The sequence below is a fragment of the Listeria grandensis genome (genome assembly GCF_014322885.1).
GTDB classification, from domain to species: domain Bacteria; phylum Bacillota; class Bacilli; order Lactobacillales; family Listeriaceae; genus Listeria_A; species Listeria_A grandensis.
The window spans coordinates 84,385-109,669 of sequence record NZ_JAASUG010000007.1 but is presented as its reverse complement, the minus strand read 5'-3'; the positions used below and the strand labels follow the sequence as shown (position 1 = coordinate 109,669).

The window sequence follows — 25,285 nt, the reverse complement described above, 5'->3', positions numbered from 1 at the left end:
AGGCAGATGAAGAATAAAACGGATGGCCAAAAGGATCTTTCGAAAAAGGACGGAATGACGCGACGAGAAATGTTGAAAATGTCGGCTGTGGCTGGGACGGGAATCGCGATCGGGGCGACTGGACTTGGCGGTATTTTGAGCGTGGTGGATCAGGTCGATAAGGTGTTTGATAAGGAGATGGCGCAGGCTGATGAGGGCGTGCCGTTTTATGGGAAGACGCAGGCTGGGATTATTACGGAGCAGCAGACGTATTGCTATTTGGCGAGCTTTGATCTGGAGACGGAGAGCAAGGCGGATGTGATTGCGCTTTTTAAAAAGTGGACGAAGTTTGCTGACTTGACGGCGAGTGGTGGTGCGCTTAGTGATGCGGATAATGACATGTTACCGCCGAGTGATACGGGTGAAGCGGACGGTCTTGGTACGGGAAATCTGACGGTGACAATTGGATATGGCGCGAGCTTCTTTATGAAAAATGGACGGGATCGTTTTGGTGTGAATGCGAAGCGTCCGAAACATTTAGTGACTGTGCCGCACATGGCGCATGATAGTTTGGATGCGGCGTATAGTGATGGGGATCTTTGCATGCAGGTTTGTGCGGATGATCAGCAGGTCGCGTTCCATGGAGTCAGGAATTTCATCCGGTTAGCGACGGGAGTGGCGACGGTGCGTTGGTTGGAGGAAGGATTCATTCGCTCTCCAGAAGGGGAAACACCGCGCAATCTGTTTGGCTTTAAGGACGGGACGGCGAATGTCGACCATGCTTCGAAACAAGGTTTTGCAGATGTTGTTTGGGCGGCGGCGGATGAGCCAGCGTGGATGAAGAACGGTTCGTATCTTGGCTATCGCAAAATTCAGATGCTACTCGAGGTTTGGGATCGCTCGTCGCTGATGGATCAGGAAGACACGTTCGGGCGTCACAAGCATTCTGGCGCGCCTTATGGGAAGAAAAAGGAGCACGATAAGGTGAATCCGGCAAAGTTGCCTACCGATGCCCACGTACGCTTGGCGAAGGACACGAAGCAACAGATGCATCGCCGTGCTTATTCTTATACTTCTGGTGTAGACGCGAAAACAGGTCGTCTCGAAGCCGGTTTGCTATTCATCTGTTTCACGCAGAATCCAGAAACGCAGTACCTACCAATGCTTCACGTGATGGGAAAAATGGACAAGCTAAACGAATATACGATCCCGATTGGCAATGCGTTATTTGCCTGTCAGGGCGGGATTCAAGCAGGAGAATATTTTGGACAAGCACTACTACAATAATAGGACTTGAAAAGGGGAGTTAGTTTTGCGACTAGCTGCCCTTTTCGTTTGGAAAAAAACAGAACGGGAATATTTTAAGAAATGTGAGGAGGCGGATTCAGATGGGAGAGCGTTATTTGAAATACTATTCCCAAGAACCGATTCGAAAAAATAGCGTCGTCATTGTGTCGGATCGTGAGGTTTTTATAGAAAGTATAATGGGGCATCCCGCTTTTGCAGACACATCACTAGAGCCTGTGAGCGATAAAGCTTTGGCAAGCGCGGCGTACGTTGTGTCTGAGCGCGCGATGCCAAATTATTTTATCAAAAAGGACGAGCAAACGTATATTCATTTTTATCAAGGTGAGGTTTTAGAGCCTTTATTAGTGCGGAGTTTGCTTCACGCGGATTATATTGTGACAGATGAGATGCTACCGCTTGATTTGCGAGAAGTTATGTCAGGAGCGGTGATTTCAACGAAAGAATGGGCGGGTAATTTATTGTCGCCGAAACAAGCTAACAATGCGAAAAAGACGATTTTGATGTATTGCGGTGGTTTTAAGAATAATGGGATTACGACGTCGGCGATTAATTTGTTGCATAATTTGGATTATGAACGCTACCGTGTCATTGTGATCGATACGGAGAGGCTTCACGATGACTGTAAACGGAATTTTGAAAAATTGGATCCACGTGTTTTGCGGCTAACAGTTGTTGGCGGGATGTTACGAACGGCGGATGAGAGCAACGCGGAAGAACGACTTTTCACGGCAAGCCACGAGTTATATGTCGAGTTTGGTCCCGATGGTTTTTTAGAAGATGAGGTGAAGCAGTTATATGAGCGCGAATTACGTCGTATTTTAGGGCAAACAAAGATTGATATTGCGATTGATTTCGATGGTTATTTTAAGTACTGGACCTTGTTGCTTGCGACATCTGGCGCAGAACGCAAATTGATTTATCAGCATAACGAGATGATGCAGGAGTACCGTAAAAAATTAGGCGTGGACTACAAACATCGCGTGGATTTAAATGTGATTTTCCTGTTGTATAATTATTTTGATAAAATCGTTTCGGTGGCGGAGCATACGCGGGATTTGAACGAAGCGAAATTACGGCATTTAGTAGAGAATAGCGCAGAAAAAATGGTTTTTGTGCATAATTCGCTGGATTATGAGACGGTGCTTGCAGCGTCAGAGGAGCAGATGGACGTCCAATTGGATGAGGGTGCGTTTTATTTTTTGACGATAGGGCGACTTTCTCCTGAAAAAAATCAAAAGCAATTGATTGTAGCATTCGCCGACGTTGTCAAAAAGCGAGATGACGCGCGGCTACTGGTGATTGGAAATGGGGAGCTGAAAGAAGAATTAGCCGAGGAAATCGTAACATTAGGCTTGGAGAAACACGCGGTACTTCTCGGGCAGGTTGTCAATCCATTCCCGATTTTAAAATATTGTGATGTATTCATTTTACCATCTAACCACGAGGGGCAGCCGATGGTTCTACTAGAAGCACTTATCTTGCAAAAAGCGATTGTGGCGACAGATATTCCAGGCTCGCGTAGCATTTTGGAGGATGGCTATGGCTTATTGATCCCAAATGGAGTGGTGAGTTTGGCTGAGGAAATGTTACGCGTTATGGATGAGGGCACGCCGAATAAGCGATTTGATTATGTGGCATACAACAAGCGTGCGATGGAGATGTTTTATGGGATGTTGGAATAATGACGTGACACCATCAAAAATATAACAAAAAACCGAGTAGAGAGTTACACAAACTCTCTACTCGGTTTATTCAGTGTCGTCTTTTCTGGAGCGTTTACCTAGTAAGAATACGAGGAACAGGCTTAGCAGTAAGACAAATATGGCGATAACAAGGTATACCCAAGTGTAGTCTTTTTCAATATCGAGTGCTGTTGCATTTAGTTCTTTTGCAGTTTTATTATCTATTGTGAAATATTCAGACCATTTCCAAACTTGTCCGCTACTTGTTGCAATCAGGTCTAAGCGATATTTACCGGGAGCGAATTCCCTGTTGTCCCAGCTGATTGGGAGGTCGAAGTTAGAATTTGGTGCCATGCGCATGTTCTGCTTAGAGCTTTCAAATAAAGCTTTCGTGCCATCTTTTTTGAAAACCTTGGCTTCTATATCGAGATCTTTGAGGATCGCAGCTTCTGTATTTTGTAAATTTATCGTCACAACGTTGTGATGATTGATTTGCGTGGGTGTAATGTCATTTAAGGTGAGATCGGCTTTCACTTCGGTGTCATTTTGTGAAAGCATCATGCCGATAACATAGGCGTACTGGTTCTTGATTTGAATATCCTTAGATTGAGATTCTTTTTTCTTGGGTGCTTTTTCTTGGAAGTAGACACCGCCTAGGATCGTTCCGTCAAATGATTCAAGCGGCATCTGGATTTTGATGGGATATTTTTTGCTCGAATAGGCGGGAAGAACGACTTCACCTGCTGATTTTGTGAGCTTGGAAATCGGATACTTTAGCGTTTCATCGAGCTTGGGATTTTTTTGACTATAGTCCACAATCCCGTTATTATTCGTGACAGCCGTGTTCACCGAGGTGAGGATGGTCAGTTCATGATTGGTTTCATTCGTCAAAACAACATCAACCGTTTGCTTTTGACCAGGCGCGAGCTTCAAATGAAAATAATTCTTAGTTTTATCGATTTGGTTATCTGGAATGTTCGCGCTTACGGAAAAGTTCATTTCAGCGGCCTCACTTTGAACGGGAAACAAAAGTGATGAAGCGAGTAATGGTACGATTAAAAGCAGGGTCATCAGTTTTTTCATGTAAGTACTCCTCCTAGAGAATAATGGCGGTAATCACTCTCTAGGGATGGGGGATCGCGCTAGAGAGCTTTAGGTAAAAGGGGATTTTGTTTTTGAGGAATGTGAAAACTGTTACATACTAAGTATAGCGTATAAAAACAACATAATGGGAATTGTATCATAAATTTTCCATACTAAGAAAAAAATGATTTTGAATTTAATAGTGCTTAATAATTTTTTAATAGCATGCTTATTTCCAGTTTATAAATGGAAGTTATGATAAAGAGAGTAATCATTTTTGTAACCAAAAGGAGAATGTTAAAATGACACAATCAAAAAAAGTATTATCTTCTATACTAGTAGCTACGACCGTTTTTGCAGCAGTTGCTCCACAAATGGCGCCAATCGGAGCTTCAGCTGTAACCGCGAATATTACAACTACGGCAGAAATTACGGAATTGCGCGCACTAAACAAGATGACGCTGCAAATTAAGTTTGATGGTACATTGCCGGCAGCAGACGTTTTAGATAGTAATTTGGATGCTATTAAAGCGCATTTTAAATTTAGTAACGGATTGCAGATTGTTAATGTGCCTCGTTTGAAATCCGGTTCTACGAATACGTATATCGTTCCTGTGACGATTCAAAACCCTGGAACAACCTACACGCTTAGCTATAAAGATGGTGCAGAGCAGACTTTCACGGGAAGTAACGAGAAGTTGCCGATTCGGGATACGAACCAAGTGACGAATGATACGTTTGAACTGGAATCATTCCAAGCAGACGGTGTAGTAGATTATGCGAATATTATCGCTGCCTACGCCGGTGGACGCGGCGATCAAGCTTTTACCGTCAATGATGCCAACGAGAATGCAGCAGGCCAAGCTTTTCAGGTTATTTCGTCTTTACGTGATCGAAGTGTGACGATTACCGGGGATAATGGTGATGTGTATACGGCAAACTATGTCCCATTTACGCAGGCATCGGATCGTCGTCAAGCGCCTAAATTCCGCTTGCCAGCAGGTGAAACCTTGACTCCTGGTGTGCACTATACGGTGAGTTCTAATTGGGCAGAATTGACGAACAATTCGTTTACAGCGCGTCAGATGGCGCCTCTAACAATTGATTCTGCAGCGTTTGTTGATGCGACGTCGTTCAAGTTAACACTTGCGACAGACCCTGGAATGGACTTGCTAGCTGGACGAAGTGTCGTACTTAAAGGCGCAGATGGCAGCGAACTAACAGCGAGTTACCGTTTTTCTTCACGAGCAGGGGCGACAGGAACATTTGATGTAACGAGCGGTGGAACGCTGAATCCTGATATCGCTTATAAAATTGTACCACAAAATAACTGGGCAGCGAACACGGATGTTACACTTGGTCAACAAGCAGCCTATAAAATTGAGTCACTGAACAAGATGACGCTACAAATTATTTTTCCAGAGGCACTTTCTGCGGAAGAAGTTGCGGACAGTAATTTAGAAGCGATCAAGAAGAATTTTGTATTTAGCGATGGTTTAAGTATTGTTAATGTACCTCGTCTGAAATCTGGTTCTAAGAGCACATACATCGTTCCTGTGACCGTGCAACAACCTGGGAAAACTTATACGCTCAGCTATAAGGGTGCGCCGGTAGAAACCTTTGTTGGAAGTGATGCTAAAATTAATATGCGAGATTTAGCACAGGTGACCAATGATACGTTTGAGCTAGAGTCGTTCCAAGCGGATGGTGTGGTGGATTATGCGAATATCATTGCTGCCTATGCTGGTGGACGTGGTGACCAAGCATTTATTATTGATAATAATAATCAAGATGCCAATGGAAAATCATTTCAAGTCATCTCATCCTTACGTGATCGCAGTGTGACACTAACAGGAAGTAATGGTGATAGATTCCAAGCGAATTATGTACCATTTACACAAGCTTCTGATCGTCGCCAAGCGCCTAAATTCCGTTTACCAGCTGGCGAAAAATTAATACCTGGTGTCACTTACACGGTGACAAGCGACTGGGCAAATATGGCGACTTCAACTTTCATTGCAAAAGAAATGGCACCATTAGTCATTGCGAAGGCGACGTTTGTTGATGCAACTTCATTTGAGTTGGCATTGGATAAAGACCCAGGAATGGATCTACTCGCTGGACGTCAAGTAGAGCTAAAAGGAAATGATGGTACGACACTCACTGCACAGTACCGCTATTCTTCACGTCAAGGCACGACCGGTATTTTTGATCTTGTAAGTGGAACGTTAGATAAAGATGCTGTGTACACGATTCTTCCGCTTAATGGCTGGGCAACAGCGACAAATGTAACGCTTGGACAAGCCGCAACTACGCCAGAAGTGACAGATCCAGATAAAGAAGTTATCGTGGCACCTGAAAAGGATGCTACAAACAAACCGACGCTTCCAAGCTTGGCAGAAAGTAACGATGCATCAGCGCAGGCAAAGCCAGTAGTGAACGCAGCAACGAATAAAAAAGATTTGCCGAAGACAGGTGACACAATGCCAATTCTTCCGGTGACTGCAGGATTAGGAGCTGTTTTGGTAGCCATTTATATGCTTATCAAACGTAAATTCACGAAGTTAGAAGACTAAATAAATCCTCGTGTTATAACCTAGTAAAGAGATAGCCGCTACTTTTTGATCAAAGTAGGACGGTTATCTCTTTTGTCTTTGTCACGATTGATGTAGAGCATAAGTGTCTAGTGACGAACTCGAGAATATAATAGCAAGCACTAAAAAAGCCATCATCCGCTATATTTACGCCGAATGATGGCTTCCTACATTATTTATTATGGTAATAAAGGAATGTTTTGTTTGATTTCTTGGATGGAGCTCTTAGAATCAAATGTATAAGCGCCAACTAAACGCAAACCTTGTAATGCAGAAGGAACTGCTCCTGTGTATACTGGGCTGTAACCATTTGTCCCATCGATGCCGATATAGACCGTTTTATCGAATGGAATTTTATCTAGCGTGAATTTTGTAGTTAGGGATGATGTTGTAATCGATTGTAATACGTTACCGTTAGCATCATATGCCGTAACTTTTGTTGCTTTTCCAAACTCTAACAAGTCTTTTTTGCCGTTTTTGTTTTTATCGACGAAAAGATCGCCTGTGATGACTGGAAGTTTGCGAATACCGAATTGGAAGTCTGTTGTTTTTGTAAATTTAAGACCTGTTAAATCGTACGAATTACCCCAAATATCGACTTTTGCAAAACGCATAGCGGGGATGTGATTTAATAGTGTTGCGATAGATTGAACTTCGCTAAGCGTTGTGTTGACACTCGTTGCTGTTTCTGTGCCAAGATATTTTTCTACATCTACTTTTTCTACCGAGTTGATCGCTTTTGGTAGGAAAGTTGCTAATGCTTTGATGTAATCGTTATTTGGTGTTGTCGAGATGTCACCTGTGTCCAACAAGGTTGGGTTGTCTAGGATTCCTTGGATATCGCCACCAGAGATAATATTGATGATTGCCGTTACTTTATCAATGTTTCCTAGTAGATCACCAACCGTTAAGTTAAATGGTGAGCGAACCATCACGTACATGCCTGGATCTACGTCTGGCATTTTGATAGCTTCGTTTTTACTGCTTGTTCTGAAAAGGATTGCATCTTCAATGTCTAAGCTACCGCCTAGTGCACCAAGGATTTTAGAGTTTAAATCAAGTTCTGATAAGCGACCACTTGAAATAAGGTCTGCTGTTTTTTCTAAGTTGATGAAGATTAATGTTTTGCCGGTTATGATTGATTCGTTGCTGTCTTTCACGCCATTTCCGTTTAAATCTTCAAATGGTGTCAAAGTTAAGTTTGTTGCTTTCTTCGTTGCTAAGTCTGCCCAAGTTACAACATTCAACGTATTGATTGTTACTGTTGCAATTCCTGGAATTTGTTTTCCAGTTGCGTCAAGTGCTGAATTTTGTTGCGCGATAGGTTTTGTTGTTGTTTCTGTGCCGTATTTGATGAAGTAGTTCCCTTTTGTGAGTTTGGTGAAGTTATAAACTCCGACTGCGTTTGTTTTTGCACTAGCGACTGCATTTGTTCCTGCTTGTGCGTCAGCCAATGTTTTGTGAAGTGTTACGGTCATGTTTGCAAGTGGCAAGTCCAAGTTGTGCAACTCCATCACGCCATCGCCATCTGTGTCTGCGTAAACTGTCCCAGATACAGTGTAAATCGCTGGATTCAGAATACTAGCGTTCGCTGCAGGTGCAAAAGATGCGAAAAATACTGCAAAAATAAGAATCATAGCAGCGATACGCTTATTGAAAAAGTGTTTCATTAATAATTCCTCCCTTTTTTAACTAGGTTATAACTTTAGTTTAGCGGGTGAGGGGGGAAAAGGCAATGGATGGTGGAATCGTTTTTTGCTGCTGTATAAAGAAGGTGGCATCTGATTGTTTTATTATAAATATAACTTTATATGCATTTGGATGCTTGTTCTTTGGCTTTGTAAAATTTTAAAGTTTTAATTAATACTTATATAATTGGAATTGTTAGTCAGAATTTGAATACAAATATTTGTATTTATGCTTTTATCAGGCAAACTAGTTCATATTCTGCAGTTTTTTTGTGATAAAGTTCATAAAGATTTCACATATTAAATCTATATCATTTTTTTTTGAGTTAACACGCTTTATAAAAGTTTTGATTGTAACTTTAAAATGAATTCCTAATGAAAATGTCATCGTGTGTGTGACATTTCTGTGGTTTTTTTAGTAAGCGTTATCAACTATACTGAAAAGGAGTACAGGATAACGTTATCAATTGCGTGTAAACAATAATAAAATTTGGAGTTGAGCTGAAATGGAAATCATGAATATAAGTGGAATAAATGTGGCAATGCAAGGGACGACAAAAGCTGAGATTTTGAAGGAGTTTGCGGAATTGGCGCTTTTGAACGGGAAGGTTTCAAGTGCGGAGGGTTTTTATGGTGATTTATGGTTGCGGGAAGAAGAGTCAACAACTGGATTTGGTGGGGGGATTGCGATTCCTCATGCGAAATCAGCTTTTGTGACAGAGGTTGGTGTTTTGGTTGGACGTGGTACTAACGAGGTGGCGTGGGAGGCGCTAGATGATCAGCCGGTGCATTGTTGGATTTGTTTGCTCGTGCCGGAAACGGGTGGTCAGGAGCATTTGCGTCTGTTATCCCAACTAAGCCGTAAGTTGATGGATCCAGATTTTGTTGCTAAGTTGAAGTCAGGGAGTGAGCAAGAAATTTTGACGTTAGTTCAGGGTGTTATTTCATAAAAAGGGAGCGAGTAGGATGACGAGTTTAAATATTGTAGCGATTACGAACTGTCCGGCGGGCATTGCGCATACGTATATGGTTGCTGAGGCGCTAGAACGTAAGGCAGTTTCGCTTGGATACACGATAAAAGTGGAGACACAAGGTGCGAGTGGTGTTGAAAATCATTTGACCCCGGCGGAAATTAAGGCTGCAGATTATGTGATATTGGCTTTAGGTCGCACGATTAGTGAGGAAGACCGGTTCCGTTTTGCGAACAAGAAGGTCGTGGAATTGAAGGTTTCGGAGGCCTTGAAGCAAATTGAGACGATTTATGATGATTTAGAAGGCAAGGCAACGGTGTTTACAGCAGAAAATAATATTAAAATGGGAAAACAAGATGTACCAACAGGAAGCGTGATGAGCCATTTGATGGCCGGCGTTTCTGCTGCCTTGCCGTTTGTTATCGGTGGTGGTTTACTCGTTGCGATTGCGAATATGCTTGTACAGTTTGGGATGCCTTATGTGGATATGGCGAATGGCGATCCGTCCTTTACTTGGGTAGTGGAAACCATTGGTTACTTAGGATTCAAGTTTATGATTCCGATTATGGGTGCGTACATTGCGAGCTCGATTGGGGATAAGCCTGCATTTGCCCCCGCCTTTTTGGTAACCTATTTGGCGAATGATAACACGATGCTCGGCACAGAGTCTGGCGCTGGTTTTCTAGGTGCTGTTGTCCTCGGTCTAGCTATTGGTTATTTTGTGAAATATTTCCGGAAAGTCAAGTTGGGCAAGGCTTTGCAACCATTACTTGGTTCCATGTTGATTCCGTTTGTGACGCTATTTGTCTTCGGTATTCTAACGTATTACGTACTAGGTCCTGTGATGGGCGGCATGATGGACGGTATGCTTCATTTCTTGAACACGATTCCGACTGAAATGAAATTGGCTGCGGCGTTCTTAGTTGGCGCGATGCTTGCGTTTGATATGGGTGGCCCGGTTAATAAAACAGCTTGGTTCTTCTGTTTCTCGCTGCTCGACAAAGGAATTTATGATTGGTATGCGATCGTTGGTGTTGTGGCGCTCATGCCTCCAATGGCTGCAGGAATCTCGACATTTATCGCTCCAAAATTATTTACAAAACAAGAAAAAGGTGCGGCAATCAGTTCCATTATTGTTGGTTCGACCGTTGCGACGGAGCCGGCGATTCCATACGCGCTCGCTGCACCATTCCCGATGATTACAGCCAACACGCTTAGTGGTGGGATTGCTGGGATGTTAACGATTATGTTCGGCGTACAAAGGCTAGCACCTGGTATCGGTATTTTTGATCCGCTGATCGGTTTAATGTCGCCGTGGTATTGGTTTTATCTGGTGTTAGCATTTGGTCTTGCTTTAAATATTTTCTTGATTATTGTTTTGAAAACATGGTGGGTAAAACGGAAAGAGGCGAAACAAAAAGATGGAGACGAATTTACTGAAACAACTGGTGATGGCATCGGGAACTAGCGGTGACGAGCAAGAAATCCGCGAAATTTTGTATAGGGAATTAGTCGACCAGGCGGACGAAATCGCGTTTGATGGTTTGGGCAGTTTTATCGCGCGTAAGGGCTCTAGAGGTCCAAAAGTGGCGATTATTGCGCATATGGATGAGGTCGGATTTATGGTGAAACATATTTCGGCGGACGGCTTTATCCTTTTTGAGACGGTGGGCTCGTGGTGGAATCAGAACATGTTGAATCATCGTGTGGAGATTCGGACTAGCATCGGAAAAGTGGCGGGGATTATTGGTTCGATTGCCCCGCATGCGCTGAGTGAGGCAGATAAGGCGCGCCCGATGGAGCATGATGCGATGTTTATTGATATTGGTGCGGACTCGGCGGAAATGGTGCGCGAGATGGGTGTTGCAGTCGGGGACTTTGTTTGCCCAGAGCCAAATTTTACAACGCTTACGCCAGATCGGATTCTTGGGAAGGCGCTGGATAACCGAGCGGGATGTGCGCTTGTTGCCGAACTTTTTAAACGCTGTGATAACGATGAAATGACGCTTTATGTGGTGGCAACGGTGCAGGAGGAAGTCGGACTTCGCGGGGCGCAAACTTCGGCGGAGGTGATTAAGCCTGATATTGCGATCGTGATTGATACGATGGTTGCGGGTGATACGCCAGGCTTTGATCGGACGAAGTTCCCTCTGAAACTTGGCGGAGGCGCAGCGCTTGCCCTGTTTGATAAACGCTACATCCCCCATCAAAAATTGAAGCAGAGCCTTGTGGAAACGGCAAATAAGATGGATGAACCGCTTCAGTTTTGCACGATGAAGACGGGAGCAACGGATGGCGGTCGTTATAATGTGATGGGTGGTGGACGCCCAGTCGTGGCTTTTTGTTTACCGACGCGATATTTGCATGCGAATGCTTCGATGATTTCACGGACGGATTACGATAGTTTGGCGACATTATTGCATCATTTCTTGGCGGAATATGGCGAGGAAAAACATGAGGCGATTTGTAAATTTATATAAGGACGAAAGGCTTGGCGGACGCGCTGAGCTTTTTGGAGAAAGGGATGACATAATGGGAAAATACGATTTTAATGAAGTCGTCGACCGGAAAAATACATATTGTACGCAGTGGGATTATATAGAAGACCGTTTTGGGGAAGCAGATTTATTGCCGTTTTCCATCTCGGATACGGAGTTTCGGGTGCCAACGCCAGTCCTAACAGCGATTCAAAAGCGAGTGGCGCACGGGGTTTTTGGCTATTCAAGATGGAATCATGAGGCGTTTAAGGGCAGTATTATTCAGTGGTATAAAACTAGATTTGATGCAAGCTTTAACAAAGATTGGGTACTGTATAGTCCAACGGTTTGTTACGCTATTTCTGTTTTATTACGCCTGAAAAGTGCAGAACGGGGCCGTGTCGTGGTTTTTTCGCCGATGTATGATGCTTTTTATAACCTGATTCGTGAAAATAATCGGGAACTAGTCGAAAGCAAGCTTCTGTGGGATAATGGGAAGTATCGCATTGACTTTGATCAGCTGGAAAAACAGGTGGCAAATGCTTCAATTTTGTTGCTAACTAATCCGCATAATCCGACGGGACGCGTTTTTGATAAAGAGGAATTAACGCGCATTATCGAGATTTGTGAGCGGAACGAAGTTTTTATTATTTCAGATGATATTCATATGGATATTGTTTACAAAAACGCGCAGTATACGCCGATTCTTAGTTTGAGTGAGAACCGGATGAATATGTGTATTTGTACGTCTGCTAGTAAGACGATGAATACGCCGGGCTTGATAGGTTCTTATTTACTCGTACCAGATGAGGCTTTACGCGTGGCTTTTTTGAAGCAATTGAAGGAACGGGATGCGCTTTCCTCCGTTAGTATTTTAGGCATGTACGCAACGATGGCAGCATACAATGAGAGCGCAGATTATGCCGATGAAATGGTCGCACACTTAGAAGGCAACATGCATTTTGTGAAAAGCTTTATCGACGAACAGATGCCAGAAATCAAGTTTGAAATACCAGAGGGAACTTACTTGGCATGGCTTGATGTTTCGGCGCTGGGCCTTACAAAAGACGCTTTGCAAGACGCATTGGTGCATGTTGGGAAAGTGGCAATCATGCCGGGAGAAACATATGGCGGGGAAGGTTTTTTGCGATTGAACGTGGCCTGTTCTCGTAGTAAATTAGTGGATGGTTTAGAGCGAATGCATAAGGCAATTCAAACAGTGAGGAGGTAATACGATGCTAAATCAGCGACAAGTGCAGATCATGGAACGTTTAGAAAATAGCAAAGCAAGCGGTTTAGAATTAGCAAAATTAATGGGAACATCGAAAAGAACCATTTTGCGTGATATTTCTCAAATCAATCATCTTTTGCAATCGATAGGGGAAATTACTTCTAGTCAAGCCGGCGGGTATCAGTTGCAGATTCATGAGCGGCAAGCTTACAGAAACCTTTTGCATCAGTCTATGTACGATGATGAGCTTATTTTGCTGGAATTATTACGCCATGATTTTCGAACGCTTGATGATTTAGCAGCGACGTTATTTCTTTCTAAGCCAGTCCTATCTGAAAAAATCGTTTTTTTGCGGGCGCATTATGCGAACCGATTAGATATTAAGTCCAAACCGAACTATGGTCACTATTTAGATGAGCCGCTTTTTAGAAAAATGATTTTGTTAGCGAATTTAATTGATAAAAATCCTACTTTTTTCTGTGAGCGCCTTGAAATTACGATGAATGACTATCTTCATATGTTACAAATAATTCGGGAGATGGATACAGCTCGTGTTTATCCTAATATTCATTCGGCGCATTTGGTGAGCTTGGTGCTGGCAGCGATGGTATTGGGAGATGATGGCGTTGCGCTGGACGTTCCCAAAATGACTTTTCTAGAAGAGCTAGGGATTTCACGGGGAGCGCGTCGTTTGCTACATGATTTTATTGAAACACAGCAGCGAAAAAGTGCGGCTATTACGACAAATGAGTTGCAGTTGATTTTACAGCGACAGGCAGAACAGTATAGTACGCCGGTTTATGACATGGAGCTTGTGGAACAGTTGGCGGGGCATTTGAAGCGAAGTATCGCATATCCGATTATTTTGCACGATCGTAAATTGCATAATATCGCTAACATTAAGGCGGTCTATCCGCTGGCGTTTGATCTCAGTATCACTTTTGTGGCGAGTGCGAATGCCGTGTTTGGAATGGAGCTATACGATATTGATTTGATCGGTTTATATTTTTCATGCGCGATGGAACGGATAAAACAGGCGTCGGCGAAGGTTGTTTTGTTCTCGGATCAATATGCAGTGGCCAGTATTAATAAACAAATGATGGAGCGGGAAATTCAGACCGTGGAAGTCATTGTCGTGACGCACCAACAAGAGTTGCAGCAAATACTTGAACAACAGGAGATTAAGCTACTTTTGAATAATCATGCGACGTTTCAAGATATTCAAGTGGATGTGGAGAGTATTGATATCAAGCAAGTCATCACCAAGACCGAATTACAAGCAATACAAGATACGTTAGAAAAAATTGATGTTCGCAAAAATATTCGTACTTTTTTTCCGGAAGAGTTAGCGATGGATTATGCTAATAAGGCGGATGAAGATTGGGACATGATTGTTCATGGCATTTGTGAGCAGCTTGTGGAGAAGGCGGTTTTAAGCCCAGACGAAGCATTGAAAATTCGGGAACGAGAGCAAAAGGGAAATAATTTAGTGATCAACCATCTTGCGTTGCCTCATTGTACGACACAACGAAGTCAAGCTTTTTTTGCAGTGTTTGTGCATTTGGCTAATCCTGTTCAAGTCGACGGTACGGTGGTGCAAAATGCTTTATTTGCTTGTGTGAATCCAAACGTGAGTACAGAATTGAAGGTGTTTAGCTACTTATATTATGTACTTAATGAGCACGACGATGAGTCGATTTTAGGTTTATCTAATTACGCGGCGTTTATCGCTTGCATAGAAAAATAGGGCAGAAGTTACGTTTGTGAGTAACTCCTGCCCTATTCTCATATATTATTCCGTGATATCTAAAACGATTTCGTGTAGTTCGCTACCTTGTGCATTGTAACCGATCACGCTAACGAAGTCAGTAGAACGGATTTTTTTGCCGCTTAGTAGGTTGTTGAATGTGTAAGTTCCGTTTGATAAAGTAGCAACTTGAGCTACGCGGCCTTCTACAAGAAGTTTAACGGATGTAATGTCAGAACCGTAAGCGCCAGAGAAACTATTTTGTGATAGGCTTAAAGCGTTTGGTGATGTGATAGAGAAGCTATTGATTTTTTCCACTACTGGTGGGATTACAACGTCGTCTGTGTATGCAGGAGTCATTTCGATTTCATGCATTTCAGAACCTTGCGCGTTGTAACCAATTACGCTAACGAAGTCAGTAGAACGGATTTTCTTACCGCTTAGTAAACCGCTAAAAGAATAAGTCCCGTTTGATAAAGTTGCAACGCTTGCCACTCGACCTTCTACAAGAAGTTTAACTGAAGTGATGCCAGAACCATACTTGCCGGAAAAACCATCTTTTGTTAAATTTAATAGTTGTGGTGATGTAATAGAAAAGCTGTTTAATGTGCTGGCAGACAGGGATGATGTTGCAGCTTGTGCATCTGTCGGAAGAGTGGCTACCACTGAAGTTGTAAGCATTGTTGCTGCGATTGTTACCATTGTCCATTTCTTCATTGAGTTATTCATGATTAGTTGTCGTCCATTTTGTATAGAATGGCTTCATCTTTAGGCAACAGCCAATATTGGACCTCGAGGTATTTATGCACCGGTAGGCTGGGCTTTCTTAGCTAATAGACATTCTGAGATGTTGTAGCAACGTTGGTGTCACTACTTATACAATGATAGCACTAAGGAGCAGGTTAAAAAATACAAAACTTCCATAAAGCAAGTCGGTTTTTTAGTTGAATTATGTACTTTCTGTCACATATTAAATAAACAAAAACGCCGCATCATTTTCGATACGGCGTTTTATGATTTATTTTCCAAAAAGAACGCTAAATGATTTGCCATTTTTGGCTGCTGTGTTGACCTGGATGCGCCAATTTTTTCCGGATGTGGTGACGCTGACTTCAGGAGATTTGCTTTTTAGTTTATGGCCAGTCATTTTTGGAACGAGGAATATGATTTTTGTTTGTTCCATTGTTGGATCGGCAAGGATAACTTTTTCTGAGGTTGCGGTTTTGCGAACCATAATGGAGCCGCGAGTTTGACCGACAAAACCATTGACTGTACCGAGTTGACGGAAGTTTCCAATCCAAAGATTTTGTGATTTATCGAAGACGGCTTGTTGGTTGAGGTTGTTAGCACGGATTTCAACATCGATTTTTTTACTATACGCTTCGGTTGCTTGTTTGGATTTTCCTGGTAATAGGATGTAGCTATAGGATTTATTAACTGGTTTTCTGCCATGTGAGATGGTAATGCCCGCATAATTTGCGCTTACCGGTGAGGAAGCATTGCGAATATTGAGTGTGTTCCAGTTACCGTATCGTGTCTTTTTATAAGCGGTGACGGTTGTGGCAGTTGGGAAGACGTATCCGATGCTTTGGCTTGGAGCCGCGCCGTTTAGATAAGCCCATTTTGTTTTAGTGATTGTTTTTGTTTGACCAAGATTGATTGTTTGACCGCCAACGATAAAGCTATTCAAATTAGTATTAAGTAATTTACGATTTTCGACAATTGTTTCCGTGTTTAAATTCTCTTTGGAAGTGATTCCTGCCCCGAGCGCCACAATTTTTCCGTTTAAAAAGAACCAGGATTTGCGCGCTTCAAGCGAACTGCCTGTTACATTTTTCATGCTGTAGTGCATAGTTGCTGCACCGTTTTGTAAATCAGAGACGCCGCCCGACCAGGCTTGGGGATTGAGATATTTGGCATTATCGGACGTTATTGGCCGTGTTTTATGATCGGTGGTGGTCCCAGCAAGGCTAGTCATATCAACTGTTGGGTAGTAGTTACCTTCAAAAGCCTCATCGCCATTGTAAAGATAAAGGGCGCCGGTTCCTGTGTAAAAACCGAGTTTATTTTGCCCAGCGATACTTTCAAAAGCGGAGATACGTTTGGAAAACATGCTTAGTCCGGCAACATAATTTGGTTTGAAATCGATCATTTGGCTGGCACCGGCCATCATTTTATTTTGCGTCCGATTTGGATAGGTTGCTGGAATATTTTTGTTAAGTAGGACCATTTGGAATGATTGCGCTTGTGCTACGGTAAGGTTTTTGTAGAAATCGGCTTTTAGTGATTGACTGATAATTGAAGATTTTGTAATATTGGCATATTTCCCACGATAGGACGCATTTGTATTTTTTTGACTGATGGTGAACATGTCATAGAGCATTGTTTGTGCTACTTGTTGGTTTGAGATCGCTTTTAAGGAGGCTCCACGACCACGAGTCATATCTAGCACTTCATCTTTATACAGAACAGGAAGATAAGTGGTATCGAGATAAGTAAAAACCGTTGGAAGGGATTTAAAGCCGCTAAGTGTTTTCGTACCAGCGAGCAACTGATAAAAATCGGCGCTACGTGCAAGTATCTCAGCACCATAACCGGTTGTGTAGGGCGTATTTGTATGTTGGATAAAGGAACCGTCTGCATAGAAACCATCACCAGAAGTCACTGGAGTGTAGACACGTTTCACGATTTCAGCTCCGAGGTTAATTTTGGCTTGATTTCCTCCAATAACACCGCGCATCGTCACGATAAATCCTTTATTAATGCGATTGGCTCCTGTTCCAATGTACCGGTCGCTGGCAGTTGCTGGGGCGAAGCGATCGATGGCTTTTAAGTATGATTGTAGCTGTGCGGAAGGAATCTCTGCTTTCATAAGTGCAAGGCTATTGACGAGTGAAATCGGTGTACCAATTTGCCAGTCGTACCAGTTCCCATAAGCGTTTGTTACTTTCTCATTATAAATATGGCTGTAAAACCATTGTAGGGAGTAGAGAATATCTTGTTTGAATGCAGCATTACGATAATAGATGGAGTTAGGTGTTTGATACAACGTCGCCATTTTTTCAATATTGGTAGCAGTAATGGTGATTTGGGTTGAATTTGTTTTCCAAGCGGTCACATTTGAAAAAAGATAATTTTTTTTAGGGTCTTTATTCAAGCGACTCAAAACTGCTTGTTGCATGCTCCGCTCATTTTCAGCTAAGGTTAATTTTAATGCAGTATTTGAATTTGGAAAAGCTTTTCCAGTCAAAGATATTTTCCAATTGTTAAGCGATGTATTTTGCTCCGCAACTGTTTGAGCGGATGTTTTCTCTCCATTGACGAGTAGTAATGATAAAACTAAGAAAAAAGTAATCCAATATTTTTTCATGGTAATCGCCCTCCTTTGTATTTTTCACGTTTTAGACACATTTTGTCGTATATAAGTAACTCATTTAACAAGTTACCCTTAAATATGTCGGTCAAAACACAAAAAACGCAAAAAAATATAGAAGTATTGTCAAAAATGCAACACTTCTATATTTTTTGTAAATTATATTACTTTATTTTTCCGAGATCTAGGATGATTTTAATCGAAAATAACAGGATGATTAATGGTAAGAAAACACCGCCTAGTTGCCCGCTAAAAATGCTATTTGCTGCTGACAGAATGACGAAAACACTTAGCGCAAAGTAGAGCAATTTCGGAACTACTATACCTTTTCGTAATTTTGAATAATTATTGAATAATAGTAGGGCGAATATAGCGTAGAACACACAAAATACAGCCGCTAAAATCCGTGCTATCTGTAAGGCTTGCAGGGCATCTGCTTTTACTCCTGCTGTCGATAAAGTGAATAGGAAGAATACACCCATCAAGGTAAATAATGCGAACAAAGAACAAATAATCGCGAGCGTTAATGTCATCCAACGTGGATTAGTTAGCTGACTACGCAAAATAGCTTTTTCATCTGGTTGATTTTCCATCTTTACAATAGCTCCTTCAAATAAAATTTTTACTTCTATCTGAATGTAACATACATGAGCGGAATTATAAAGTTGTCATGTGACGTTTTGCACTAAAAAAGTACATCGATAAAGGCCACCAAACGACAGCAAAAATCGGATAAATGGCCCAAATCACACCAGGAGAAAACGCCCAATTCATAGCGATAACAAAGGCGCTAAGCCAAATACTAGCCTGAATAGAGAATGCGAAAAAGCTTCTATGACGCGCGTGGTAAAGCGATAAAGGCCACCAGCCAACAGCAAAAATAATGACAATAACCCACGGATAACTCGGTGAAAAAGCGATATTCAGTAGGGCATAATACACGATTGTCAGTGTAGCACCAATGACAGCGGCAGTCAACGTGTATGCTTTTTCGCCAAATGCCGTAAAGACAGGCCAGAAAACAAGCGGATATAGCGCGTATAAAACCCATAGTACTTCAGGCGATTCACGCAAATTGATAACAGTGAGCAAGATAATGAACACCGTACTGGTGAAGAAAGCGAACTGTTTCAAATTTTGGCGGTAGACGAAATACATGGATAATGGCCAAAGTAGCAAGGCGATGCATGGATACATACTCCAATCAAGCGTAGGCGTCAAGAAGTAATTGAGCATGACGAGAAAGAACATACAAATGGCACTACCAACGATAGAGAAGCTGACTAAACCTTTCAATTCATGACCTCCCCTTGGACGCGTAAGCATCTAAAGTACATTGCAAGTGGCCACCAAACAATACCGAAAGCTGGGAAAACGACCCAGAGAACGTGTGGTGTATAGTAGATATTGATGAATAACAGCAGACCGATAATGAGAGCTGCGCCGACGATGGAAAACTGAAAATGCGTCCAAGCGAGGTAAGATTTCGGTGGCTTCACACGATATTCCGCGAGTTCCATACGTAAATCCGTCAAGTCCCCAAGTTCCACGATTGCCTTATTGATAGCGTCTTCTTCCGATTTTCCGTGAGCCATTAAGACGTCCACCTTATCTTCCAAGCCATGCAAAATTTCTTCCTTCATAAATAAACTTTCCTCCGTCACCGGAATATCTGCGAATAATAGGTCCACATGTTTTTTTATAGTTATCATTTCCAAAACCTCCAAAGTATTCAAAAATACAACTGCGCGCACAGTGTTCTATCTGATAGAGTAATGATAACACGAATTACTCTATGTGTCAAAGTAATTATTGGGGTTCTTAAAAAGCGTATTTTGCTTTTTTAGAACCCCAATATGGCTAGGAGCGAAGCGAGTAGGCGAAACCAAAGTGTTGATAGGAAACGAAGAAAAGAAACAAATGCAAATATACGTTAAGAAAACGAGGAATTATTGCAAGAAGAGCTAGGAATATATGCAGAACAAAGATAAGTAGATAAATTAGGAAGCCGCTATATACGCAAAAATTAGGCGAGTAGGCGAAACCAAAGTGTTGATAGGAAACGAAGAAAAGAAACAAATGCAAATATACGTTAAGAAAACGAGGAATTATTGCAAGAAGAGCTAGGAATGTATGCAGAACAAAGATAAGTAGATAGATTAGGAAGCCGCTATATACGTAGGAGCGCAAGTCTCGCATTACTGTGACGTCCCCCCCCCCCTGTCTCCAAAACTTCTTCAAATTCTAATATTTTGGTAACAATTTGTTCATCTTTTATGGGTAAAGTAAGTTATAGAAAAAAGCGGAAGGGGCGAGCATGATATGTGGCATAAATTAGCGTTATTTGGAGGCTGTATATTTTTAGCGATAGCGGTGTTTGGATCGATTAGGGCCTACTCAGCGAAGGTCAAGGATGTTGACCTATCTAAGACGACACCGATTGTGCTCGTTCACGGGACGCATGGGACAGCGAACTCATTTAATGGCATGATCTCGCGGATTACAGAGACTTACGGGAAATCCACAGACAAGGTAATCGTGTTAGTAAAAAAAGATGGTACATTGGAATATCAAGGAACACTGAGCAATAAGTCAAAAAATCCATTTATCCAAGTCGTATTTGAAAATAACGATGCGCCGATTGACCAAGAGGCTACTTGGGTGGCCACGGTAATCAAAGATATTCAGAAAAAATACAATGTGACACAATATAATGCGATTGGGCACTCAAACGGAGGGCTGGCGTTGACGACGTATGCGGAAAAATTAGCAGATGATTCGGCTCCTATAATGGAAAAATTGGTTGTGATTGGAACGCCGTTTAATGATTTGGATGGAGATGATAATGCGGCAACGACGGATTTTACAGACGTAGCTAACAGAACAACGGAATTGCAGCAGTATATTGATGATAGTACGAACTTGGATGCCAAATTGCAAGTGCTCTCGATCGCAGGAGACTTGGATAATAACGCGGTTTCTGACGGTGTTGTGCCGGTTCAGAGCGCCTTATCTTCGCGGTTAATTTTTGAAGGGAATGTGGCGAATTATAGCGAGGAAATTGTGACCGGTGCCAATGCGCAACACAGTGACTTACATGAAAATACGACAGTGGATGGGATTGTAGCGGACTTCATCTATTAGTAAAAAGCGAAAACGATCAGTTACTGGTCGTTTTTTGTGTGGAGAGAGTTTATAATGAAGGAGAAATGGAGCGTGAGGGCAGTGAAAACAATCGGGCTGATCGGCGGGATGAGTTGGGAATCAACGACGGAATATTATCGGATTATAAATGAGGAAGTGCGCGATGTGCTAGGCGAACTACACTCGGCGGAGCTGATTTTGTATAGCGTGGACTTTTTCATCATTGAGCAACTTCAGCATAGCGGTGAATGGGATGAGGCGGGGCGTATACTGGCGGATATTGCGGTGAAGTTAGAGCAAGCCGGCGCTGATTTTATCCTAATATGCACGAATACGATGCATAAGGTGGCGCAACAGGTGGAGGATGCGACGGGGATTCCTATTGTACATATTGCGGAGCCAACGATTCGTTCTATTCAGGAACAGCGATTGACGCAAATTTTACTACTCGGGACGCGATACACAATGGTGGAAGACTTTTACAAAGGGCGTTATGCGGGGAGCGGTATAGAGGTTCAAATCCCCGACGAGTCCGCCTTGGCTGAGGTAAATCAGATTATCTTTGAGGAATTATGTCTCGGTGTGATACGTGAACAGTCACGAGCGCGGATGCTGGCTATTATTGAAGCAGCACGTCAAAAAGGGGCGCAGGGCGTTGTTTTGGGATGTACAGAATTGGAATTGTTGATTAGAGATGAAGATGTCACATTACCGATCTTTAAAACGGCGGAACTTCACGCGAAGTATGCGGCAAAGGAAGCCTTGCGATAAGGGACTAAAACCGTTATAATTTGGATAAGGCGTAATGAAATTTTGAAAAGAGGTTTTTAAAGAATGGAAAAAAGCTCGATTTACGGGTTAACGATGGCGCAGCTTGGCGACTGGTTTGAGGGAAAAGGCGAGAAGAAATTCCGCGCAACGCAAGTATGGGACTGGCTTTATGTCAAACGTGTCACGGAATTTGCGCAGATGTCGAACTTGAATAAAGCATGTGTGGATATGTTGGAGGAAAACTTCACGATGCACACCTTGAATGAACAAATTAAACAGGAATCTAAAGATGGTACGACGAAATATTTATTCCAACTATCGGATGGTAACTTGATTGAAACGGTTATGATGACGCATTCTTATGGACTGAGTGTTTGTGTGACGACGCAGGTCGGATGCAATATCGGTTGTACTTTTTGCGCGAGTGGGTTGTTGAAGAAGCAGCGTGACTTAAATGCTGGCGAGATTGTCGAGCAAATTATGAACGTGCAGCTTTACCTGGATTCGAAGGGCAATGGTGATCGTGTCAGCCATATCGTGGTGATGGGTATCGGCGAGCCGTTCGATAACTATGACAATGTGATGGATTTCCTTCGTGTTGTGAACGATCAGAAGGGTCTAGCGATTGGAGCGCGACACATTACGGTTTCGACAAGTGGTTTGGCGCCGCGCATTATTGATTTTGCGAATGAGGATATTCGTGTCAATTTGGCCGTGTCTTTACATGCGCCGAACAACGATTTGCGTACGCGCGTGATGCGGATTAATAAGACGTATCCACTTGAGAAATTGATGGAAGCGGTCGAGTATTATTTGGAGAAAACGAATCGCCGTATTACGTATGAGTATATCATGCTAAAAGATGTCAATGATCACAGGCAAGAAGCGCTTGAACTCGCGGCTTTAATCGGTGAGAAACGTCATCTGGCTTGGGTGAACTTGATTCCGTACAATCCAGTCGACGAGCATGATCAGTACCAACGTAGCGATACCGAGGTTATTGACGCTTTTTATGAAACTTTGAAGCGTAAAGGCATTAACTGTGTCGTTCGTCGCGAACATGGGACGGATATTGATGCGGCGTGTGGCCAGTTGCGCAGTAAACAAATTAAGAAAAAAGGCGTTCGAGAACGGATGCGTGAAAAAGCAGAGGCGGAAGCGAAACAAGAAGCTGCTGCAGAATAAGATTTGGAAGAGCTAGAGTGAAGTAAAAATGAACTTGTGCCGCAAAACCTTAGCGTGCCCACAAAAATGAGTGTTTGTAGGCGCAATGAGAGATTTTGCGGGCTTTTTCTACATAAAGGAGACGCGGGCTATGAAAGCATTGGTTTTTAATGAGTTTGGGAATTCGGATGTATTGCAGTATGTGGATATTCCAGATGCAGTGGCGGGAAAAGGGGAAATACTGCTTAGCACGACGGCGATTGGGCTTAATTTTGCGGATATTTATCGCCGTAAGGGAAATTACCATCTTGTTGGGGAGCCGCCGTATGTGCTGGGGTATGAAGGCGCGGGGGTTGTGACGGCGATCGGTGAAGGCGTGACGGAGTTTGCGATTGGGGACCGGGTCGCGTTTGTCGACGTTCCGATGGCTAATGCTGAACTTGTAGCTGTGCCTGTCACGCAAGCGATTCCGATTCCAGATGCGATTCGAGACGATGTCGCGGCTTCTGTACTGCTTCAAGGTTTGACGGCGAGCTATTTGGCAAAAGATAGTTACGCGATTAAATACGGGGATGTGGCGCTCGTTCATGCTGTTGCAGGCGGGGTCGGTCAAATGTTGACACAAATTATCACATCCCTTGGTGGAACAGTGATTGGGCTGACCTCCACACAAGAAAAGGCCGACGTTGCACGGAAACTTGGAGCAGAAGAAGTTTTGCTATATAGTGATGATTGGACTGAGAAACTCGCTGGAAAAATTGATGTTGCTTATGATTCTGTGGGGGCGACGCTGATGGGTAGTTTCAAAGCTGTACGAGATAAAGGAACGGTGGTTTTTTACGGCATGTCTGGCGGTGATCCTGCTGCAGTTGATCCACGGATGCTGATGGATTCGTCGAAAACCTTGACTGGAGGCGACTTGTGGAGTTTCTTAACGAGTAAAGAAGAGCGAATCAAGCGTTCCCATGCCCTCTTTGAAATGATTAGTACGGGCAAAATAACGGTGAATAAGCCGCGGAAATTTGCTTTATCAGAAGGAAAAGCGGCACACGATTTACTGGAAAGCAGAAAGAGTACCGGTAAAATTTTGCTAATACCATAAAAAAATAGCAGGTAAGAAGGATCCGTCTAAAGATCCAACTTGCCTGCTATTTTGACGTTCTAAGGGAAAATGAGCCATAAAACAACGGGAATGGTGACAATACTGAGCACTGTGCTGATAAAAGTAGTACTGGAAACGAGGTCTGGCTTCGTATTGAATTGCACGGCGAGTAAAGTTGTGTTCGCGGCGGTTGGCATGGCTGCAAGCAAAATCATGATCTGCTTCGTCATCGGATCGACCGGCAGAATGAACGTAAACAAAACGGCGATCAGCGGTGAGATGAGCAGTCGTAATATGAGTGAGATGGAGACTTTCGGAATATCAATTCGGCGGAAGGAAATGACCGCGAGTTGCATTCCAAGCACGATCATAATCGTCGGAATCGCGGCGTCCCCAACGAGCTTCACACACGTCATGACGCCAGCAGGAATCGGCATATGTATTAATTGCAAGACAATCCCAAGTAGCGCCCCATAAGCAACCGGCATCCGGACCACGCGTTGCCAGACCATTTTGATACTTGCGTTTTGCGAACTTCCTCGTGCCGCAAAAAAGACCCCAATCGTACTCATCGCAAGTTGTTGCAAGACCATCAAAATAACCGCAATATCAAGCCCCGCTGCGCCGAAAATCAGCAACACAACAGGCGTCCCGTAATTCCCGTTATTCATGAACGCCGAAGCGAGAATCATCGCGCACGCATCCGGAATATCATAGTTCATCACCTTCGCAATCACATAAATAATCGCAATAATCGACAAACAAAGCCCAACGACGAAAATCAGCAAATACGCATAGTCCATCGTCAATTTATTCGTGTAAAACGTATTAAACGCCAAAAACGGCGACATCAAATAAAGCGTCAACTTCGACAAATTCGGAATATCAAATTTCAGGGTTTTCTGCCCAATAAACCCAATCGCAAAAATTCCGAAAATCGGCAACAAAATCAAAACAAATTCCATCTAAAA

The 25,285-nt window shown here is 42.9% G+C and carries 20 protein-coding genes; 12 read left to right on the top strand and 8 right to left on the bottom strand.

The window, feature by feature from the left end:
* The first annotated feature begins 6 nt into the window (after positions 1-6).
* Positions 7-1,266, top strand: coding sequence for an iron uptake transporter deferrochelatase/peroxidase subunit (gene efeB, locus HCJ54_RS10770; protein ID WP_187137635.1), 1,260 nt, complete (start codon positions 7-9; stop codon positions 1,264-1,266).
* Between the two features lie 101 nt (positions 1,267-1,367).
* Entirely contained in the window at positions 1,368-2,969 is a 1,602-nt protein-coding gene (locus tag HCJ54_RS10765) for a glycosyltransferase (RefSeq protein WP_187137634.1), read from the top strand.
* 66 nt (positions 2,970-3,035) lie between these two features.
* On the opposite strand, the gene HCJ54_RS10760 is transcribed toward HCJ54_RS10765, so the two are convergent.
* Positions 3,036-4,052, bottom strand: a complete 1,017-nt coding sequence (locus HCJ54_RS10760; protein ID WP_187137633.1) for a WxLIP family cell surface protein — start codon at positions 4,050-4,052, stop codon at positions 3,036-3,038.
* Between the two features lie 302 nt (positions 4,053-4,354).
* On the opposite strand from HCJ54_RS10760, the gene HCJ54_RS10755 reads away from it, so the two are divergent.
* Positions 4,355-6,628, top strand: a complete 2,274-nt coding sequence (locus tag HCJ54_RS10755) for an LPXTG cell wall anchor domain-containing protein (protein WP_187137632.1) — start codon at positions 4,355-4,357, stop codon at positions 6,626-6,628.
* 197 nt (positions 6,629-6,825) lie between these two features.
* Here the strand turns inward: HCJ54_RS10755 and HCJ54_RS10750 are convergent, their stop codons facing one another.
* Positions 6,826-8,316, bottom strand: coding sequence for an SdrD B-like domain-containing protein (locus HCJ54_RS10750; protein ID WP_187137631.1), 1,491 nt, complete (start codon positions 8,314-8,316; stop codon positions 6,826-6,828).
* Between the two features lie 524 nt (positions 8,317-8,840).
* Here HCJ54_RS10750 and HCJ54_RS10745 point away from each other — a divergent pair.
* From HCJ54_RS10745 to HCJ54_RS10725, 5 genes are read left to right on the top strand one after another with little or no spacing between them, the layout of a single operon-like run.
* Entirely contained in the window at positions 8,841-9,284 is a 444-nt protein-coding gene (locus HCJ54_RS10745; protein ID WP_187137630.1) for a PTS fructose transporter subunit IIA, read from the top strand.
* Positions 9,285-9,300: 16 nt separating this feature from the next.
* Positions 9,301-10,773, top strand: a complete 1,473-nt coding sequence (locus HCJ54_RS10740; RefSeq protein WP_185409382.1) for a PTS fructose-like transporter subunit IIBC — start codon at positions 9,301-9,303, stop codon at positions 10,771-10,773.
* Positions 10,727-11,785 (top strand): zinc-binding metallopeptidase family protein, encoded by a 1,059-nt coding sequence (locus tag HCJ54_RS10735; RefSeq protein WP_187137629.1) that lies wholly within the window; start codon positions 10,727-10,729, stop codon positions 11,783-11,785. The genes HCJ54_RS10740 and HCJ54_RS10735 overlap by 47 nt, the downstream gene beginning before the upstream one ends.
* 52 nt (positions 11,786-11,837) lie before the next feature.
* Complete coding sequence (locus tag HCJ54_RS10730) at positions 11,838-13,013, top strand: MalY/PatB family protein (protein WP_187137628.1); 1,176 nt, start codon at positions 11,838-11,840, stop codon at positions 13,011-13,013.
* Positions 13,014-13,017: 4 nt separating this feature from the next.
* Positions 13,018-14,760: a PTS sugar transporter subunit IIA gene (locus tag HCJ54_RS10725; protein ID WP_187137627.1), complete on the top strand. Its 1,743-nt coding sequence runs from the start codon at positions 13,018-13,020 to the stop codon at positions 14,758-14,760.
* 45 nt (positions 14,761-14,805) lie between these two features.
* Here the strand turns inward: HCJ54_RS10725 and HCJ54_RS10720 are convergent, their stop codons facing one another.
* The 5 genes from HCJ54_RS10720 to HCJ54_RS10700 all read right to left on the bottom strand — a co-directional run bounded on the left by HCJ54_RS10720 (position 14,806) and on the right by HCJ54_RS10700 (position 19,845).
* Positions 14,806-15,489, bottom strand: a complete 684-nt coding sequence (locus tag HCJ54_RS10720) for an immunoglobulin-like domain-containing protein (RefSeq protein WP_187137626.1) — start codon at positions 15,487-15,489, stop codon at positions 14,806-14,808.
* A gap of 289 nt (positions 15,490-15,778) precedes the next feature.
* Positions 15,779-18,130 (bottom strand): polysaccharide lyase 8 family protein, encoded by a 2,352-nt coding sequence (locus HCJ54_RS10715; RefSeq protein WP_187137625.1) that lies wholly within the window; start codon positions 18,128-18,130, stop codon positions 15,779-15,781.
* 167 nt (positions 18,131-18,297) lie between these two features.
* Positions 18,298-18,726: a hypothetical protein gene (locus HCJ54_RS10710; RefSeq protein ID WP_187137624.1), complete on the bottom strand. Its 429-nt coding sequence runs from the start codon at positions 18,724-18,726 to the stop codon at positions 18,298-18,300.
* A gap of 64 nt (positions 18,727-18,790) precedes the next feature.
* On the bottom strand, positions 18,791-19,429 hold the full coding sequence (locus HCJ54_RS10705) for a hypothetical protein (protein ID WP_187137623.1): 639 nt from the start codon (positions 19,427-19,429) through the stop codon (positions 18,791-18,793).
* On the bottom strand, positions 19,426-19,845 hold the full coding sequence (locus HCJ54_RS10700; RefSeq protein WP_036068260.1) for a permease prefix domain 1-containing protein: 420 nt from the start codon (positions 19,843-19,845) through the stop codon (positions 19,426-19,428). Before HCJ54_RS10700 ends, HCJ54_RS10705 begins: the two co-directional genes overlap by 4 nt.
* Positions 19,846-20,455: 610 nt before the next feature.
* Here HCJ54_RS10700 and HCJ54_RS10695 point away from each other — a divergent pair.
* The 4 genes from HCJ54_RS10695 to HCJ54_RS10680 all read left to right on the top strand — a co-directional run bounded on the left by HCJ54_RS10695 (position 20,456) and on the right by HCJ54_RS10680 (position 24,314).
* Positions 20,456-21,277 carry an alpha/beta hydrolase gene (locus tag HCJ54_RS10695; RefSeq protein ID WP_187137622.1) on the top strand — a complete coding sequence of 274 codons (822 nt, stop codon included), beginning with the start codon at positions 20,456-20,458 and terminating at the stop codon, positions 21,275-21,277.
* Between the two features lie 81 nt (positions 21,278-21,358).
* Positions 21,359-22,048: an amino acid racemase gene (locus tag HCJ54_RS10690; RefSeq protein ID WP_187137694.1), complete on the top strand. Its 690-nt coding sequence runs from the start codon at positions 21,359-21,361 to the stop codon at positions 22,046-22,048.
* A 63-nt stretch (positions 22,049-22,111) separates the two neighbouring features.
* Positions 22,112-23,233 (top strand): dual-specificity RNA methyltransferase RlmN, encoded by a 1,122-nt coding sequence (gene rlmN, locus HCJ54_RS10685; protein ID WP_185525863.1) that lies wholly within the window; start codon positions 22,112-22,114, stop codon positions 23,231-23,233.
* A 130-nt stretch (positions 23,234-23,363) separates the two neighbouring features.
* Positions 23,364-24,314, top strand: a complete 951-nt coding sequence (locus HCJ54_RS10680) for a quinone oxidoreductase family protein (RefSeq protein WP_187137621.1) — start codon at positions 23,364-23,366, stop codon at positions 24,312-24,314.
* Positions 24,315-24,373: 59 nt separating this feature from the next.
* Here the strand turns inward: HCJ54_RS10680 and HCJ54_RS10675 are convergent, their stop codons facing one another.
* Complete coding sequence (locus HCJ54_RS10675) at positions 24,374-25,279, bottom strand: AEC family transporter (RefSeq protein WP_187137620.1); 906 nt, start codon at positions 25,277-25,279, stop codon at positions 24,374-24,376.
* Positions 25,280-25,285: the final 6 nt, after the last annotated feature.

Coding starts and splice junctions, on each gene's coding strand:
- HCJ54_RS10755 (WP_187137632.1), top strand. CDS start 4,355: ATGACACAATCAAAAAAAGTATTATCTTCTATACTAGTAGCTACGACC.
- HCJ54_RS10675 (WP_187137620.1), bottom strand. CDS start 25,279: ATGGAATTTGTTTTGATTTTGTTGCCGATTTTCGGAATTTTTGCGATT.
- HCJ54_RS10740 (WP_185409382.1), top strand. CDS start 9,301: ATGACGAGTTTAAATATTGTAGCGATTACGAACTGTCCGGCGGGCATT.
- HCJ54_RS10765 (WP_187137634.1), top strand. CDS start 1,368: ATGGGAGAGCGTTATTTGAAATACTATTCCCAAGAACCGATTCGAAAA.
- HCJ54_RS10700 (WP_036068260.1), bottom strand. CDS start 19,845: ATGATAACTATAAAAAAACATGTGGACCTATTATTCGCAGATATTCCG.
- HCJ54_RS10735 (WP_187137629.1), top strand. CDS start 10,727: ATGGAGACGAATTTACTGAAACAACTGGTGATGGCATCGGGAACTAGC.
- HCJ54_RS10680 (WP_187137621.1), top strand. CDS start 23,364: ATGAAAGCATTGGTTTTTAATGAGTTTGGGAATTCGGATGTATTGCAG.
- HCJ54_RS10745 (WP_187137630.1), top strand. CDS start 8,841: ATGGAAATCATGAATATAAGTGGAATAAATGTGGCAATGCAAGGGACG.
- HCJ54_RS10715 (WP_187137625.1), bottom strand. CDS start 18,130: ATGAAAAAATATTGGATTACTTTTTTCTTAGTTTTATCATTACTACTC.
- HCJ54_RS10725 (WP_187137627.1), top strand. CDS start 13,018: ATGCTAAATCAGCGACAAGTGCAGATCATGGAACGTTTAGAAAATAGC.
- HCJ54_RS10760 (WP_187137633.1), bottom strand. CDS start 4,052: ATGAAAAAACTGATGACCCTGCTTTTAATCGTACCATTACTCGCTTCA.
- HCJ54_RS10710 (WP_187137624.1), bottom strand. CDS start 18,726: ATGGAAAATCAACCAGATGAAAAAGCTATTTTGCGTAGTCAGCTAACT.
- efeB (WP_187137635.1), top strand. CDS start 7: ATGAAGAATAAAACGGATGGCCAAAAGGATCTTTCGAAAAAGGACGGA.
- HCJ54_RS10750 (WP_187137631.1), bottom strand. CDS start 8,316: ATGAAACACTTTTTCAATAAGCGTATCGCTGCTATGATTCTTATTTTT.
- HCJ54_RS10720 (WP_187137626.1), bottom strand. CDS start 15,489: ATGAATAACTCAATGAAGAAATGGACAATGGTAACAATCGCAGCAACA.
- rlmN (WP_185525863.1), top strand. CDS start 22,112: ATGGAAAAAAGCTCGATTTACGGGTTAACGATGGCGCAGCTTGGCGAC.
- HCJ54_RS10730 (WP_187137628.1), top strand. CDS start 11,838: ATGGGAAAATACGATTTTAATGAAGTCGTCGACCGGAAAAATACATAT.
- HCJ54_RS10695 (WP_187137622.1), top strand. CDS start 20,456: ATGTGGCATAAATTAGCGTTATTTGGAGGCTGTATATTTTTAGCGATA.